This is a genomic window from Parabacteroides sp. 52, from assembly GCF_010500925.1.
Taxonomy (GTDB): domain Bacteria; phylum Bacteroidota; class Bacteroidia; order Bacteroidales; family Tannerellaceae; genus QVMG01.
This window is the reverse complement of sequence record NZ_QVMG01000008.1, coordinates 146,558-161,090: the sequence shown is the minus strand read 5'-3', so window position 1 is coordinate 161,090 and position 14,533 is coordinate 146,558. Positions and strand designations below refer to the sequence as shown.

The 14,533-nt window shown below is 36.2% G+C and carries 14 protein-coding genes and 1 tRNA gene; 11 read left to right on the top strand and 4 right to left on the bottom strand.

Annotated features, from left to right (window positions below):
* Positions 1–161 precede the first annotated feature (161 nt).
* Genes D0T51_RS06755 through D0T51_RS06745 form a run of 3 tightly spaced genes read right to left on the bottom strand, consistent with a single transcriptional unit; the run spans position 162 to position 1,116 of the window.
* On the bottom strand, positions 162–461 hold the full coding sequence (locus tag D0T51_RS06755) for a helix-turn-helix domain-containing protein (protein ID WP_163726984.1): 300 nt from the start codon (positions 459–461) through the stop codon (positions 162–164).
* Positions 462–508: 47 nt separating this feature from the next.
* Positions 509–808: a hypothetical protein gene (locus D0T51_RS06750; RefSeq protein WP_163726982.1), complete on the bottom strand. Its 300-nt coding sequence runs from the start codon at positions 806–808 to the stop codon at positions 509–511.
* Positions 805–1,116 carry a helix-turn-helix domain-containing protein gene (locus tag D0T51_RS06745; protein WP_163726979.1) on the bottom strand — a complete coding sequence of 104 codons (312 nt, stop codon included), beginning with the start codon at positions 1,114–1,116 and terminating at the stop codon, positions 805–807. Before D0T51_RS06745 ends, D0T51_RS06750 begins: the two co-directional genes overlap by 4 nt.
* Positions 1,117–1,710: 594 nt before the next feature.
* On the opposite strand from D0T51_RS06745, the gene D0T51_RS06740 reads away from it, so the two are divergent.
* From D0T51_RS06740 to D0T51_RS06690, 11 genes are all read left to right on the top strand, one after another.
* Entirely contained in the window at positions 1,711–2,232 is a 522-nt protein-coding gene (locus D0T51_RS06740; RefSeq protein ID WP_163726976.1) for a DUF3408 domain-containing protein, read from the top strand.
* A 702-nt stretch (positions 2,233–2,934) separates the two neighbouring features.
* Positions 2,935–3,123: a plasmid mobilization relaxosome protein MobC gene (mobC, locus tag D0T51_RS06735; protein ID WP_239056717.1), complete on the top strand. Its 189-nt coding sequence runs from the start codon at positions 2,935–2,937 to the stop codon at positions 3,121–3,123.
* Positions 3,113–4,387: a relaxase/mobilization nuclease domain-containing protein gene (locus D0T51_RS06730; RefSeq protein WP_163726973.1), complete on the top strand. Its 1,275-nt coding sequence runs from the start codon at positions 3,113–3,115 to the stop codon at positions 4,385–4,387. The genes mobC and D0T51_RS06730 overlap by 11 nt, the downstream gene beginning before the upstream one ends.
* Before the next feature lie 359 nt (positions 4,388–4,746).
* A complete protein-coding gene (locus D0T51_RS06725; protein WP_163726970.1) occupies positions 4,747–5,238 on the top strand; it encodes a 3'-5' exonuclease in 492 nt (163 codons plus the stop codon).
* Positions 5,239–5,248: 10 nt separating this feature from the next.
* A complete protein-coding gene (locus tag D0T51_RS06720) occupies positions 5,249–7,171 on the top strand; it encodes a DUF262 domain-containing protein (RefSeq protein WP_163726967.1) in 1,923 nt (640 codons plus the stop codon).
* Positions 7,161–9,512, top strand: coding sequence for a DUF262 domain-containing protein (locus D0T51_RS06715; RefSeq protein ID WP_163726964.1), 2,352 nt, complete (start codon positions 7,161–7,163; stop codon positions 9,510–9,512). The genes D0T51_RS06720 and D0T51_RS06715 overlap by 11 nt, the downstream gene beginning before the upstream one ends.
* Before the next feature lie 5 nt (positions 9,513–9,517).
* Positions 9,518–10,123, top strand: a complete 606-nt coding sequence (locus D0T51_RS06710) for a metallophosphatase domain-containing protein (RefSeq protein ID WP_163726961.1) — start codon at positions 9,518–9,520, stop codon at positions 10,121–10,123.
* Between the two features lie 10 nt (positions 10,124–10,133).
* Entirely contained in the window at positions 10,134–10,349 is a 216-nt protein-coding gene (locus tag D0T51_RS06705; protein ID WP_163726958.1) for a hypothetical protein, read from the top strand.
* A gap of 473 nt (positions 10,350–10,822) precedes the next feature.
* Positions 10,823–11,344: a hypothetical protein gene (locus tag D0T51_RS06700; RefSeq protein ID WP_163726955.1), complete on the top strand. Its 522-nt coding sequence runs from the start codon at positions 10,823–10,825 to the stop codon at positions 11,342–11,344.
* 11 nt (positions 11,345–11,355) lie between these two features.
* On the top strand, positions 11,356–13,086 hold the full coding sequence (locus D0T51_RS06695; protein WP_163726953.1) for an ATP-binding protein: 1,731 nt from the start codon (positions 11,356–11,358) through the stop codon (positions 13,084–13,086).
* Position 13,087: 1 nt separating this feature from the next.
* Positions 13,088–14,032 carry a YafY family protein gene (locus D0T51_RS06690; RefSeq protein WP_163726950.1) on the top strand — a complete coding sequence of 315 codons (945 nt, stop codon included), beginning with the start codon at positions 13,088–13,090 and terminating at the stop codon, positions 14,030–14,032.
* A gap of 383 nt (positions 14,033–14,415) precedes the next feature.
* On the opposite strand, the gene D0T51_RS06685 is transcribed toward D0T51_RS06690, so the two are convergent.
* Positions 14,416–14,489: transfer RNA gene (locus tag D0T51_RS06685), tRNA-Arg, on the bottom strand.
* Positions 14,490–14,533 lie beyond the last annotated feature (44 nt).

The following is a 14,533-nucleotide window of genomic DNA, read 5'->3' as shown; positions in this document are numbered from 1 at the left end:
GGGGGGGGCAATTTCAATTGGCAAACGGGGTCAATTTCAATTGGCAGAGAGGATCAGTTTTGATTGGCGAACAGGGGTCAACGAGGAGAGGATTTTCCAATTAAGAGGTGTTTATCAGTCGAAAAAGGAAAAATTATTCGTACTTTCCTTATGTGGAGCGACTACCTCAACTTCTCCCGATACCCATCTTCCAACAATTTCTCAATATCCGAACTGCGATAGAGGATTTTACCTCCCAGCTTGATGTAGGGGATTCGTCCCTCGTTCCGATAATCCTGCAAACTCCTTCTGCTCAACTTCAATTTCTCGGATAGTTCTTCATCCGTATAAAAGCTGTCGCCGTTCAGGGTTGGTTTGCGAGAGGAGAATAATTTCTCTACTGCGACAGATATCCGTTCGAGCGTAAGAAAAAATCCCTTGACCCTCTCATTGTTCTCCCGTGTAATTAACTGGTTACTCATAATGTTGCTCCTTTCTTTTTTATGTTAAACTTGATTTTCGTTTCATTCTAATTTTTCATATAGCTGCCCCAATCCCCGATACATAATCCGTATGGATATTTCTCTTCCGTCAAGCGATAATGCTTTGTTCCCATGCAGATATAGCAACCATTTTCGTCCGACTCTATCCTGTGGCAAGAAAAGCTCCCGCGTCCGTAATCCCTGTCATAGCTATATGTAAGCAGATAGTAACTACCGTCATAGTCCCGAAAGATATATACATCGGGATTACCATTTATACTTTCCCATCCACCTTGCCAAGAAAACAGATGATTGATGTCTGATTGATATTTCTCTTCTGGTCTCATAGCTGTTTCCCTTTATATTTAGCCAGCTTCCGCTTTTCTTCCACTATCGGAACAATCTTAAGAACATCATCCGGTCTGTAATAAGTCTTATGGCTGATTTGGGTGTACGCCAGCGTTCCGTTATCCCGAAGCGTTTGAAGTGTCCGTTTCGAAATGTTCAGCAGTTGGCACACGTCCTGATTATCCATCCACTCTTTCATATCCTTATCCCCATGCAAGCGGGAGAGTTTCTCTATCCGGCTTGCAAAATCTTCGAACTTCGAGAGCATCGCCTCGAATGTTTCCGCATCTACATTAATGATTTGCATAGTCTTACTATTTAATTTATAATTCAATTTTTCTCATTTACACTCAAAATTACAGTGTCTGTTTAGCACCTGAAAGAATTCCGTTTCGTATGCAACCGGATACAGTATTTTTCTACGGTATCATCTCTTTCGGCGGTGCTGTCTTCACCGTTTCGCCAACGAAGTAAAGCAGAATTGTCCGCTATTCAATGGATTCTAAATCAGGTGGCAGCATGTGGCACCGATTTGGCATAGAGTGGCTTCGAAGTCCTGCAAAATTTCGTTTGTCCGACACGAAGAAAAACAGAATAATTCATTACTCAATGGTTCGGAGGATGTGTGCGTACTTGTGGCTGGGAGAGGCTTCAAACTTTCTGCAATTCATATAATTTACTTTAAAAAATCAGAGGACTTTATTGACAGAGCATAATCAAATCGGAAAATCGGTGCAGTCTGAACCGATTACATAGTAAACAAAGTAGAAAGTTATTGCGGATTATTTCATATAAACCCAATCTGTTCAGCCTGCTGGTTAATAGTCGTTTATTTGCTGTCGATAATTGGTTGCCCATAGTATGGGAAGCCATAGTAATAATTTTCTAAACACAGTATGCTATGAGTAGTAAGCAAACAGAAAGCCGGAAAGGCAAAGTTCAAATCCCAGACGATTTTCTGCCAACCTCGGGATTTGTCAAAACAAGGGAAACGAACTCCGTCAGCGATGACATAGAGGCAGAATTTCAAAAGGCGGTTGAAAGAGAAGTTGCCGGTAACGATATCGGCACCGATGAAACTATCCAACCGAACGAAACGGACGATAGTAAAGATAGTTTGCAAACCCAAGCTGTCGAAGGTCTTAATTCAAACGAACTTCTTATCCCAACGATAGTTTCTAAGCGAACCACTTCCAAACAGCGGAAAGAATCGCTTGAAGAGTATCGACAAACATTTCTAACTATCCCCAAACTTGAAGACCGCAAGCCTGTCTTTATCAGCCGAGAGGTGCGGGACAGGATAGATGAGATAGTCCACCGTTTGGGCGGCAGAGGACGGAGCGTGTCGGGCTTCATCGAAAACCTTGCCCGCCACCATTTGGACATCTATCAGGATGATGTCGAAGGATGGAAGAAGCTTTAATAGTTGGCTTCTACCATATGAAGAGTACGCCTGTATCGTTTATGGCTTACTTCTCTAACGGAACATGAAATGTTCAGTAGCAAGGTAATCGCACGGGTAACCCGAAATTCGCCTGACGGCTCTTTCTCGTTACTCCTATGCATACCTTGCCCTGCGGGGCAGTGACCATACCTAATGCGCCCGATGGTTGCAACCGGTAAGGTCACTTCACGACCGACGACTCCGCTCCCGATGGTCACTCCGGCAGTCTGTTGTGTGAACGCCTTCGCTCAATCTCCCGATGGTCGCTTTCGCTTCGGCTTAAATGAATATTTTCAATCAAAATATTATAGAAAATCACTAGTGTCCCATTAAAATGAGATTATTAAAATTTAATCAGTTAAACTTGGCTCACAAGACCCACACCGCACTTTGTTATGTTGAAAATTAGTTTTTTTGAAGAGATGAAAATTGAAGTCCGTTTATTCGTAATTTCTCTATAATAAACTATTTATCAAACGATTAGATGAGTGTTTTTAAGTTTTAATGGGACACTAGTGATAGAAAATAAGAAAGAACATAAAGCAAAACCCGGTCGCCCTCTAAAAGAAGAGACCAAGTTAACCCGGTCAATTAACCTGAAATTGACTGAGGATGACTATTTTCTTTTGAAAGAGAAAGCCGAGAAATTGGGAATGAAAAGCTACTCAATACGCACGGGAAATGGCTCTTAAAGGAAAAGTAAAATCCTGCTTTACATTGGAAGAACTCGACCTGATGCGTAAACTTTCAGGTATGGCGAATAATCTGAATCAGATTACCAAACTTGCCCATCAAAGAGGATTATATATGGTAACAGAAGTTCTCATCGAAATTATTGACAAAATCAAAAGCCTGTTCCATGATCGCTAAGAATATTAAAGGGAAGTCATTCAAGGGTTGCGTATCCTATGTGATGCATGAAGGGGCAACTTTGCTCGAAGCGGAAGGTGTATGGGCAGCTAAGAAAGAAGATATTATCCGGAGCTTTGCCATGCAGCGTTCCGGTAGAAGGGAAGTGAAACAGCCTGTCGGACATATCCCAATTGCCTTTTCACCCGAAGATAAACACCGGATGACCGATGATTTTATGGTGCAATTAGCCAAAGAATATATGCAAAAAATGGGTATTGGCAACACTCAATATATCATTGTTCGCCACCATAACACAGAGAATCCACATCTGCATATTGTTTATAACCGTATCAATAACGACCTTAAACTTATCTCCGTTAACCACGATTATAAACGGAATATCAAGGTTTGCAAGAAGCTGAAGGACAAACACAAGCTCACTTATGGCAAGGATAAAGAGAAAGTCAAGCGGGAGAAATTGAAGAATCCTGATAAAATTAAGTACTTTATCCATGATGCCATAAAGACGGTTTTACCCAGCTGCAAGAACCCTGCTGACCTGAGATTTGCTCTTGAAAAGTCTGGAGTTGAGATAGATTATAAGTTTAAGCGAGGCTCAAATGAAATTCAAGGTGTATCGTTCAAATATGAGAATATTGCTTTCAAAGGCTCTGAAATTGATAGGAAATACAGCTTCGGGAATCTAAAGAAGGAGTTTCAGAAGAACCTTTTGGAAGAAAACAGGCGAACAGAAGATGCTTACTTACGGCAGCAGGCGGAGCAAAAAGCGAAACTGGAAGCCGATGAAAGGGCAAGAAAAGAAGCCGAAACCAATTCACAAACAGCAAAACGTAACCTTGTTGTTAAGGGTGTAAAATTGAGTGATGAGCAAGAGAAAACCTTGATGGACGGCGATTATATTTTCCTTAAAAATATGACAGCTAAAGATGGGAAAACACAGTTTTCAGCATATGCTTTCCTTAATGATGAGAAGAAACGGGTGTTACTCACCTATGACAATCCTGATGAGTTTGTGAAATATGGCAAGTACGAAATGCGTATCAGAGATAAAATCTTGATTGAAAACGGATATATCACCAAAGCCAAAGTAAAATGGTTTGGAGGTGTAAACTATGCGTATCCATATCTCTGGAAAGCTAACAAGTCTGATACGGATTATCAGGAATCATGGAGCGACCCGCGGTTGCCAAAAACTCAAAAAGAGGAGCAAAAGCCCAAACAACCTATTGTTCAACAGAAGAATAGAGGGAGGAAGAGGTAAATAAACAGCATACGCAACGATTTGGCATACAGATAGATTATTTTTGTTGCAGCAAATAGCAACAGCCTGAACGCTACTCGCTTCTGAAAATAAATATGTATATTTGCAATCAGCAACAACAGGTTGCTTATACATATTGAAGAAGCGTCAAGTTTCATCCTTTGTTTAGGAAATCGCCAATTGACTAATGTAGCAAGGATAAACATAGCGTTCCTGTTTGATGATTGTACATTTTGTGCAACATATCAGGCGTGGGCTGTTGTTTATTTGCTACAAGGTGTTTGGCGATACCTCTAACAAGATAAGCGTACAGTACCACGCTTTTTCTTTATGAGAATAGTAACTTAGAATATAGACGAATGTTAAATTTCGCATCAATAGATTTTGAAACGGCAAACTACAATCGCTCAAGTATATGTAGCTTGGGAATTGTCATTGTAGAGAATGGTGTAGTCGTAGATAAGATATATAGTCTTGTCCGCCCACGACCCAATTTTTATTGTTCATGGGCTACGGATATTCATGGATTGTCTTATTATGACACACTAAATGAACCGGAGTTTCCAGAAGTATGGGAAGGCATTAAGCTTAAACTGAGGAATCTGCCATTGGTTGCGCATAATAGTCCTTTTGATGCAGGTTGTTTGAAAGCTGTACATGATTTATATGAGATGCAATATCCTAATTATGAATTTCATTGCACCTATCGAACAGCTAAAAAAGAGTTCCCCAACTTGGAAAATCATCAACTGCACACAGTGGCAGCACATGTAGGATACGACTTGGAAAATCATCATCACGCCTTGGCTGATGCGGAAGCTTGTGCGAAGATAGCATTACAAATAATGTAGAATATAAAAAATGAGTAGTAATAAAATTGAGTTAAAATCAATCAGTGAATTACAAGGAATGAATTTCTTTATTCCGAATTATCAACGCGGATATCGCTGGACTAAACAGCAAGTGAAAGATTTACTAGACGACATTAATGAATTTATGAATAAAAAGCATGAAGGTTTTTATTGTATTCAACCGTTAGTTGTAAAAAAAGGCATTCCAAATGACAGAAAGTTTGATTTTAAAGAAAAACTTTCTGCAATAAACGACAAGGACAATTTACTGCAGGAGACAGAAAAAATCATTTCAGAATTTACAAAATGGGAAGTTATTGATGGTCAGCAGCGGCTAACTACAATTTTCATTCTACTATCCCATCTTACCAAAGGAAATCATTATTTGATTGAATATGAAACACGACCTGACAGTGAGGCTTTTTTGGCGCAGATTAATGCGAATGCGGAAGACCCTAATATTGACTATTATCACATGATTGAAGCTAAAAAGCAAATTGCTGAATGGTTTGAAATTAAAGCCGAAGACTCAGCTAATTTTCTTAATACCTTGCTCGAAAAAGTAAAATTCATTTGGTACGAATCAAAAAATGAAAATCCAATCAAAGTATTTACACGGTTGAATATAGGGAAGATATCTTTGACCAATGCAGAACTTATAAAAGCTTTGTTTTTGAACAGGTCAAATTTTCGGGGAAATGATTCTCAAAAGATAAGACTTCAGCAACAAGAAATTGCCGGTGAATGGGATACCATCGAATATACATTGCAAAATGATGAATTTTGGCTTTTTTTGAATGAAAAAGATTATGACAAACCAACAAGGATAGATTTAATTTTTGATTTAATTTGCAGCAAAAACATTCTTAAGCTCACAACTGAGGAGATAAAAGAGATAGGAACAGATGAATACCAAACTTTCAGGTACTTCTACACTTGGTTTAAGAAGCCTGAAAACGAAAATGGAATTACCGAATGTTGGCAAGAGGTAAAAAAAATATTTCAAATATTTGTAGAATGGTTTAACGACTTGGAACTGTATCATTACATCGGATATTTATTATCAGATGTAAATGGACAGCGAATATCAAAACTAAAAATATCAGATTTAATATCTCACTGGAGTATCGACAATCAAACAAAAGATAAGTTTGTGAATCATTATCTTATCGAAAAGATAAAAGATACATTATCGGCATGTTCTGATCTAAACAAGCAATATGAAACCTCTAACAATCCAAAAACTCAATGCCGCCCGATACTTCTATTACATAATATTCAAACAATAGTTAATCAAAATAAAAATCTCAAAAAGAGTGAAAAATACAGACTTCCTGTCTTTTACAAATTTCCTTTTCATTTATTCAAAAAAGAAAAATGGGATGTTGAGCATATTGATTCCAATACTGAAAATCAGCTAGAAAGCGAGAGAGATCAGAAAGAATGGTTGAAGTATTCTTTATTTGGAATTCAAGATGAAATTTTAAAAGGAAAAATTCACACATTTATTCAAGAAGGAGGTGATTTTTTTGATTTATACAATGATGTAACATATTTTCACCGTCAACCAAAAAATGAAAGTAGATTATCTGATGATGAGAAAGATAGGCTATATAATTTCTGTCTATTGGATTCTTCAACAAACAGAGGGTATGGAAACTCTATTTTTCCTTCAAAGCGAAGAATTATTGTAGGTAAAGATCAAGGCAAAAAATATGAAATTAGTGATACACTTGAGGTTGAAGAAAAAGAAGGAGGTATTGCATTTGTGCCGCCTTGCACAAAAAATGTATTCTTAAAATACTTCAACCATTCAACTAACAATTTACGAGAATGGGATAAGCAAGACGCAGAAGCATACCTAAGCAATATAAGAACTGCTTTATCCATATTTTTAGAATCGACAAAAGAAAGAGAATCAAATGAACAATAGCACTAATACTCAACAAACAACATTTTGGAATTTTCTGAAACAGCATAAAATAGAAATTCCTATTATTCAACGCGACTATGCACAGGGGCGATTGGGTAAAGAAAAACTGCGAGAAACCTTTCTCGGTGATTTAAAGAATGCGTTAGATGATAAGTTAAATAACGAAGAAAAAAAATTGAAGCTTGATTTTGTTTACGGAAGCATCGAAAATAAGCATTTGAATCCGTTGGATGGACAGCAAAGATTGACGACTTTATGGCTTTTACATTGGTTTATAGCTCACAAAGCCGGGAAATTGAACGATCATAAAGAAATATTCAAAAATTTCTCTTACGAAACAAGGGTTTCTTCTCGCGAATTTTGCTCAAAACTATCGGAGTTTACAAGTTGTAGTTCCGATAAAATCGTAGAGCACATTCAAAAGCAAACATGGTTTTTGTCAGTTTGGAAACAAGACCCAACTATTCAGTCCATGCTTTATATGCTTGGTGGAACCTCGATGAAAGATAAAGATGAAAATGAGATCATTGATGGAATTGAAGAAATATTTGAAGGTTGCGAAGATTCTTTGTATGTTCGCTATTGGGAAAAACTCCAAAGTAACAGTTGCCCCATTATATTCTATTATTTAGACTTATTCGGAATAGGTTTGTCAGATGACTTATATATCAAAATGAATGCCAGAGGAAAACCCTTAACAAACTTCGAAAATTTCAAAGCCGACCTTGTCGGATACATCAAGGAGAATGATTTAGATAAATCAGATAATCCGAAAAACTCAATTGCGCATAAATTAGATACAACTTGGACTGATCTTTTTTGGAAATACAGATCTCCAGAACAAGGGATAGATGAAATCTATTTTGCGTTTATTAATCGATTTATGCTGAATTATTTAATTACTGCAACAGAAATTGGGACTGATAATTACCTGTATACTCAAGAAAATATTGAGCAGAATAGATTATTTAGGTATATTTATGACGGACAGTATCATGAATATGGTGGTTTTGAAATATATCAAGAAGAAAATTATCTAAATTCTCTTATTGCTCGTTTTGAAATAATGATGGATAATTTCTGTGCGTTTTTTGGTTCTACAGCAGAAGAAGAAAGAAATCGCTTGTTTTCTCCACCTTGGCAAAGTAATTCTGATTTTAGATTTATTCCGGAGTACCTTGGAGAAAAGAATAATGATGGACACTATAAAATAACAACATTAACTCAATCTCAAAGGGTTTCTTTTTATGCGATATGTTGTTATTTCGACGGTGGTGAATATGAGGAAATAAGTTTTAGGCGTTGGATGCGTGTAGTTTGGAATATCGTGGAGAATGGAAATATAACCACAGTTCAAGCAATGATTGGGGCAATACGTTTGGTTCAGGAACTTTCTTATTTTTCGCGAAATTTATATGGAACTTTGGCAAATTCAAGTATTTCCATAAAATCAGATTTTGCCAAAGAACAAATGGAAGAAGAAAAAGAAAAAGCTCGTATAATTATTCGTGAAGATAAGTTTACAGAGGAAGAAGAAAAAGAAAACTGGGAAGAAAGAATTATTGAAGCAGAAAAGTATGCTTTTTTTAAAGGATGTATCCGTTTTTTATATAGAGCAGATGATGATAAAGAAGTTGAGTGGAACTTATTTGACATTCGTTTTAAAAAAGCAAATGAATATTTTGACGAAAATGGGGTAAAAGATACCCCTGAAATGAAATATAGAACGGATGCTTTACTTTTAAGAACCTTCGTTTCACGAGTAGAAAACCCTTGGGATTATTTATGGTATAATAAAGAGGTCTTTGATAATAAGAGTTACACGTGGAAAATCCTGTTAACAAATTCGGGCTTAAGACAAGTAATGAACATTATTTTATCAGGAAATCTTTCGATTGTCGATATTAGTACCGTCAATTGGCATAAAAAAATATATGAAACAACTCTGTTATCCTATGTTGCAACTAATATGGAAGCATCAAGGGTAAGAGATATTCATGGGCATAAAGCCATTTATCCGGCACGTTATCCTGGAATTATTTTAGATATGGATAAACGGGATAATATATTATCAGAACTAATGAATGACAATTTAATCGAAATTGATCATTGGCAGATAGTTGCTGGAATGTCTTTCTTTAGAGGCTGGGATATAAATTTCAAGTGGAATAAATATGAGGATTATAAATTTCAATGGAATTCAGATCGAAATATATATTTATTAAATAACAGAAATGAACGTATAATGATTGATGAACAATATTTGTTTTTCCCTGAATCCGAGATAAATAAAGATATGTATATCGTAGAATTTGAGAATCTGATACATAAAATAATCTAATCCCTATGCGCCTCCTCCACCTCTCCGACACTCACAACCTCCATCGGCAGTTAAATAATCTACCAGCTGCCGATATTATTGTCCATTCCGGTGACATTTCGTATGCTGGCACTGGTAAGGAAGTTGTGGATTTTGTTGAATGGTTTGGAGCGTTAGATTATCAGTATAAAATTTTCATTGCCGGTAATCACGATTATTGCTTAGAGGAGAAAGATATAAAGGGAATTCAGCAGTTTTTACCTGAAAACTGTTTTTACCTCTGCAATAGTGGCGTTAAGATTGAAGGTTTGAAATTTTGGGGTACTCCGTTTTTCTTTTCCGATGATGTGAGTGGTAATTACCTCAACTTGATTGCACAAATTCCAAATGATATAGATGTATTGATTTCTCATCGCCCACCGCTTGGTATTTTGGATAACGCCAATAATATTTCTTATGGTTGTCCTGATTTACTTCAAAAGATATCAGAGGTTCGTCCTCGTTATCATCTTTTCGGGCATATCCACGATGCTTATGGTATTGAGGAGTCTAAATATACGACCTTTGCCAATACAGCATTAGTAGATGAAAATTATCAACTATTAAACAACCCTATCGTATTTGATATATAAATAGCGACAAATGACACATATTGAAAAATGGATGGAAATAAGAGCGAGATATTTAGATAAAGAAATATCCGAGAATGAATATTATAAAATTTGTGATGAAGCAGGTCTTGAAATGACTGCATGGGTAGATGAAGATTTCGCAAGAGAGCACGGCTTTATCGGTGATAGCATAGATCTAACAAGTTTTGAATCAGATAAACAATGGAAAGAAAACACAATCCATTAATTATCTGATCCAACTAATGCTCTCTTTTGGCATATACAAGATGTGATTTTGTAAAAATATATAAACCATTAAAATAGAAATGTTATGGCAAATTTTTATTGTGAGTATTGTGGAACAAAGTATTCAAGTGTAACATCTTTGACCGGAGCATGGTGTCATCGGCATCCCAACGGATCAAACAAAGGGAAACACAAATTATACGAAGGTAGTGAAAAGAGTAAATACACCTGTAGATATTGTGGAACTTCTTATTCCTCATTAACCTCGCTAACTGGCGCTTGGTGTCATCGACATCCAGATGGTTCAAACAAAGGGAAACATGCTCCAGCTCCTTAATCTCTTGCTATATGAAAAAAACTGCTCATACGAGCAGTTTTTTTAGAAACTTTTATGTCCTGTGCTAATATATGGCATACCAATCCAATACCTTTGTAGTATAATTGAGACTTATGTATAATATTAAAAAAAAGATTATGAGTACAAGAAATTTGAATGAGGATTTTATGGAGAAGGTAATTGAAGATTTAGCATGGAAAGAAGTGTCAGGCAGTTTACCATGGAATGAACAACTCTTGGATAAGTACAAAGACAAAGTGAACTGGAAAGAGGTGTCTGGAAATCGGGAAATATTATGGACTAACTCTATGATTGAGAAATATAAGAACAGGATTGACTGGGACGAACTGTCTGATTCCTCTTCTTGGAGTCTATTCTCTGTAGAAATGCTTGAAAAGTTTAAGGTATACTGGAATTGGACAAAGTTGTCTTCAAACTCTAGCATCAAATTTAACCGAGAGCTATTGAAAGAGTTTGTGGACAAATGGAATTGGGAGGAACTTATCTCTAATTGGGGATTAAATGAGTTGTACAGTTCTGATTTTTTGAAAGAATTTAAAGACTACATTCCTGTATCAGATCTTCAATCGTCTTCCCTATGGAGTCGTATTGTTGAAGAGAAAAAGGATGAGCTTATTCGCGAAATTAGAACAATTTAATTACACTTAATATGCGACAGTTGAGAACAACAAAGAAGGAAAAGGAACAGTCTCAAGAGACATCTAAGCCAAAGAAGAGACCTAATTTTAGCAAAATGACATTGATGCAACACATTGAGAAAATTGTTTCCTTCACAAAAGAATCGAAGTTTAGTGATGAAGCTATTGCCAACTGCAAGCCTCACGCAAAGATATTATCGGATAAGCTATCTCTTACAGAGAGGCAAACCGTTTTTCTTGCGATTTTTATAGATCAGAGTTATGATGAATCAATAAAAATCAATGATATTGCTCGGCATTTTGACTGTCGCAATGTTGCCTTAATGTGTCATTCCGAGGATTTTGATGCTATTGAAAAGAGAGGATATATTAGGAAAAGAAAGCCAAGTAGGCATCAAAGACACAGTACATATCGTGTCCCTGAGGATGTTGTAGGTGCTTTAAAGAAAAACACACCATATTCAGCTCCATCCATCACAAATTTGACTCCAAAGAAGTTTTTTGATTTTTTATATCAACTTTTCAATGATGCAGAAGATGACGAGCTATCTATCGAGGATTTGTCACAAAGAATTAACGAACTTATTGAGGAGAATCCACATTTGGAAATCTCCAAAGCAATAAATTCATACTCTATCGACAACGAAGAGGATGGCTATGAGGTAACAATGCTTTTATTATTTTGTCACAAATTTGTTAATGAAAATGATGATAGTCTTGGTTTTTATGATATGGAACGTATATTCAACTCAAAATCAGAATTCATTAACGTGCGTAATGGGTTCAAATATCAATGGAATACATTATTTACACAAAATTTAGTTGAAACAAAAAAAGGGAGTGATTTGGTTAGTAGAGATTATTATAGCCTTACAGACAAGGCTAAAGATGAATTATTATCAGAGCTAGAGATCGAAATCAAAAAACAGAAAAAACCCGAAGATATTATTTGTGCAACAGATATTGCTGTAAAATCACTCTACTACAACAAAAAAGAAAATTCTCAAATAGCACAATTATCTTCTTTGTTGCAACAGGAAAATTTCATGTCTGTCCAAAAGCGATTGATTGGAAGTGGAATGAGAAAAGGGTTTGCATGCTTGTTTTATGGAGTCCCCGGTACGGGTAAAACAGAAACCGTCTACCAAATTGCACGACAAACAAATAGAGATATTTTGACAGTAAATGTGTCGGAGATAAAAAGTATGTGGGTTGGTGAAAGCGAAAAACACATTAAGGGTCTTTTTGATCGTTATCGTAGATTTTCAGAACAGTCAGAAACCACCCCAATTCTCCTCTTTAACGAGGCAGATGCAGTGCTAGGAATTCGTCAAAATGGAGCAGAAAGAGCAGTGGATAAAATGGAAAATTCAATTCAGAATATCATTTTGCAAGAGATGGAAAATCTTGATGGAATTATGATTGCCACAACCAACCTTACACAAAATTTGGATAAAGCTTTTGAACGAAGATTCTTGTACAAGATTGAGTTTGAGAAACCTTGTATTGAAGCTAAAGAAAAAATTTGGCAAACCATGTTGCCAACATTATCTGAGCAAGAGAGATTAGAATTAGCAAATAATTATAATTTCAGCGGTGGACAAATAGAAAATATCGTTCGCAAATATACTGTGGACTCCATCTTAAGCGGAGTAACACCGACATTGGAGACGGTACATAGCTACTGCCAAAGCGAGTTTTTGTATAAGAATGAAGAACGAAAAAGAATAGGATTTAATTGATATGGAAAAGAAAAAAAGTTCTAAGGATAACACGTCCAATTTATTCAACAGATATGTTTGGCTAGTTGACATCATTTATCGAAGAGGGAAAATAACATTCGAAGAGATTAATGAATATTGGCAAAGATCATTATTAAATTTTGATGGAGAAGATCTTCCTTTGCGCACTTTCCATAACCATCGGCAGGCTATTGAGCAGATGTTTGATATTAATATTGAGTGTGATAAGCGAAATGGATATAAATATTACATAGAGAATACCGATGATATGGAACATGGAGGCGTTCGGAGTTGGCTATTAAATACATTCGCAGTAAATAATCTGATAAATGAGAGTCACAAACTCAAACAACGTATTTTATTTGAAAAAATACCATCTGGGCAAATGCATTTGACATCTATTATTGAAGCAATGAGGGATAGCCTATCCATTGAAATGACTTATCAGAGTTTTTGGCGAGATACACCTAATACTTTTGAGATTCATCCTTATTGTATAAAAGTATTTAAACAACGTTGGTATGTTATAGGATACAGCTCATATAAAGAAAACATCCTCATTTATGCTTTAGATAGAATCAAACATATCCACATCAATGAGAATAAATTCCAGTTACCAAAAAACTTTGATGGAGAAGCATTTTTTATGGACTGCTTTGGAATTGTAGCCGGAGACGGACACAAAACAGAAAACGTTCTGATTAAGGTATATAAAATTCAAGATAGTTATATCAGGGCTTTGCCATTGCATCACTCGCAAAAGGAAGTTGAAAGTACATCCGACTATACCATATTCAGCTACCATATAAAACCAAGCTTTGATTTTCGACAGGAGTTGCTCTCTCATGGATCAGAGGTTGAAGTTTTATCTCCTAAATGGTTTCGGGATGAAATTGCAGAGATTATATCGGCTCAATATGATGTATATCAAAGTAGTAAAAGGTAACTTATGGAGTCGATATACATCATCTATACCGAAAGGAATTTGTCAATAGAGAAAATTTACTTAACTTTGTACCAAGCTAATCAACCTGCTCAAAGCGGGGCAAATTGATGAAGTTATCTCGTTACTTATCCGTTACCTATTCTGAATAACAGCCAAGCCAAACAGCTGATTCAGAAAATAATAATCCAAAAGCATAGTTTTGTTACTATTTCGTGACAACCCCCATTACTGAACCCTCCTAAAACCATGATAAAATCAGTAAAAACGAGTGACAACTAAGTGACGGATTTGTAACAATTTGACACAAAAAGAGCATAATCATGCTTTAACAAAACCAAATTAAAAAAGCAGCTAACTCCGTAGAATTAACTGCTTTATTAGGGTGATCAGGATGGGATTCGAACCCATGACCCACAGCTTAGAAGGCTGTTGCTCTATCCAGCTGAGCTACCCGACCGGCCTTATTCGGGGGGCAAAGGTAGTATTTTTTTTAGATATACA

What these genes read in the sequence shown, in the direction of transcription:
- D0T51_RS06720 (WP_163726967.1), top strand. Translation starts at nt 5,249, where the DNA reads ATGAGTAGTAATAAAATTGAGTTAAAATCAATCAGTGAATTACAAGGA.
- D0T51_RS06740 (WP_163726976.1), top strand. Translation starts at nt 1,711, where the DNA reads ATGAGTAGTAAGCAAACAGAAAGCCGGAAAGGCAAAGTTCAAATCCCA.
- D0T51_RS06725 (WP_163726970.1), top strand. Translation starts at nt 4,747, where the DNA reads ATGTTAAATTTCGCATCAATAGATTTTGAAACGGCAAACTACAATCGC.
- D0T51_RS06755 (WP_163726984.1), bottom strand. Translation starts at nt 461, where the DNA reads ATGAGTAACCAGTTAATTACACGGGAGAACAATGAGAGGGTCAAGGGA.
- D0T51_RS06745 (WP_163726979.1), bottom strand. Translation starts at nt 1,116, where the DNA reads ATGCAAATCATTAATGTAGATGCGGAAACATTCGAGGCGATGCTCTCG.
- D0T51_RS06700 (WP_163726955.1), top strand. Translation starts at nt 10,823, where the DNA reads ATGAGTACAAGAAATTTGAATGAGGATTTTATGGAGAAGGTAATTGAA.
- D0T51_RS06715 (WP_163726964.1), top strand. Translation starts at nt 7,161, where the DNA reads ATGAACAATAGCACTAATACTCAACAAACAACATTTTGGAATTTTCTG.
- D0T51_RS06705 (WP_163726958.1), top strand. Translation starts at nt 10,134, where the DNA reads ATGACACATATTGAAAAATGGATGGAAATAAGAGCGAGATATTTAGAT.
- D0T51_RS06710 (WP_163726961.1), top strand. Translation starts at nt 9,518, where the DNA reads ATGCGCCTCCTCCACCTCTCCGACACTCACAACCTCCATCGGCAGTTA.
- D0T51_RS06750 (WP_163726982.1), bottom strand. Translation starts at nt 808, where the DNA reads ATGAGACCAGAAGAGAAATATCAATCAGACATCAATCATCTGTTTTCT.
- D0T51_RS06695 (WP_163726953.1), top strand. Translation starts at nt 11,356, where the DNA reads ATGCGACAGTTGAGAACAACAAAGAAGGAAAAGGAACAGTCTCAAGAG.
- D0T51_RS06730 (WP_163726973.1), top strand. Translation starts at nt 3,113, where the DNA reads ATGATCGCTAAGAATATTAAAGGGAAGTCATTCAAGGGTTGCGTATCC.
- D0T51_RS06690 (WP_163726950.1), top strand. Translation starts at nt 13,088, where the DNA reads ATGGAAAAGAAAAAAAGTTCTAAGGATAACACGTCCAATTTATTCAAC.
- mobC (WP_239056717.1), top strand. Translation starts at nt 2,935, where the DNA reads ATGGCTCTTAAAGGAAAAGTAAAATCCTGCTTTACATTGGAAGAACTC.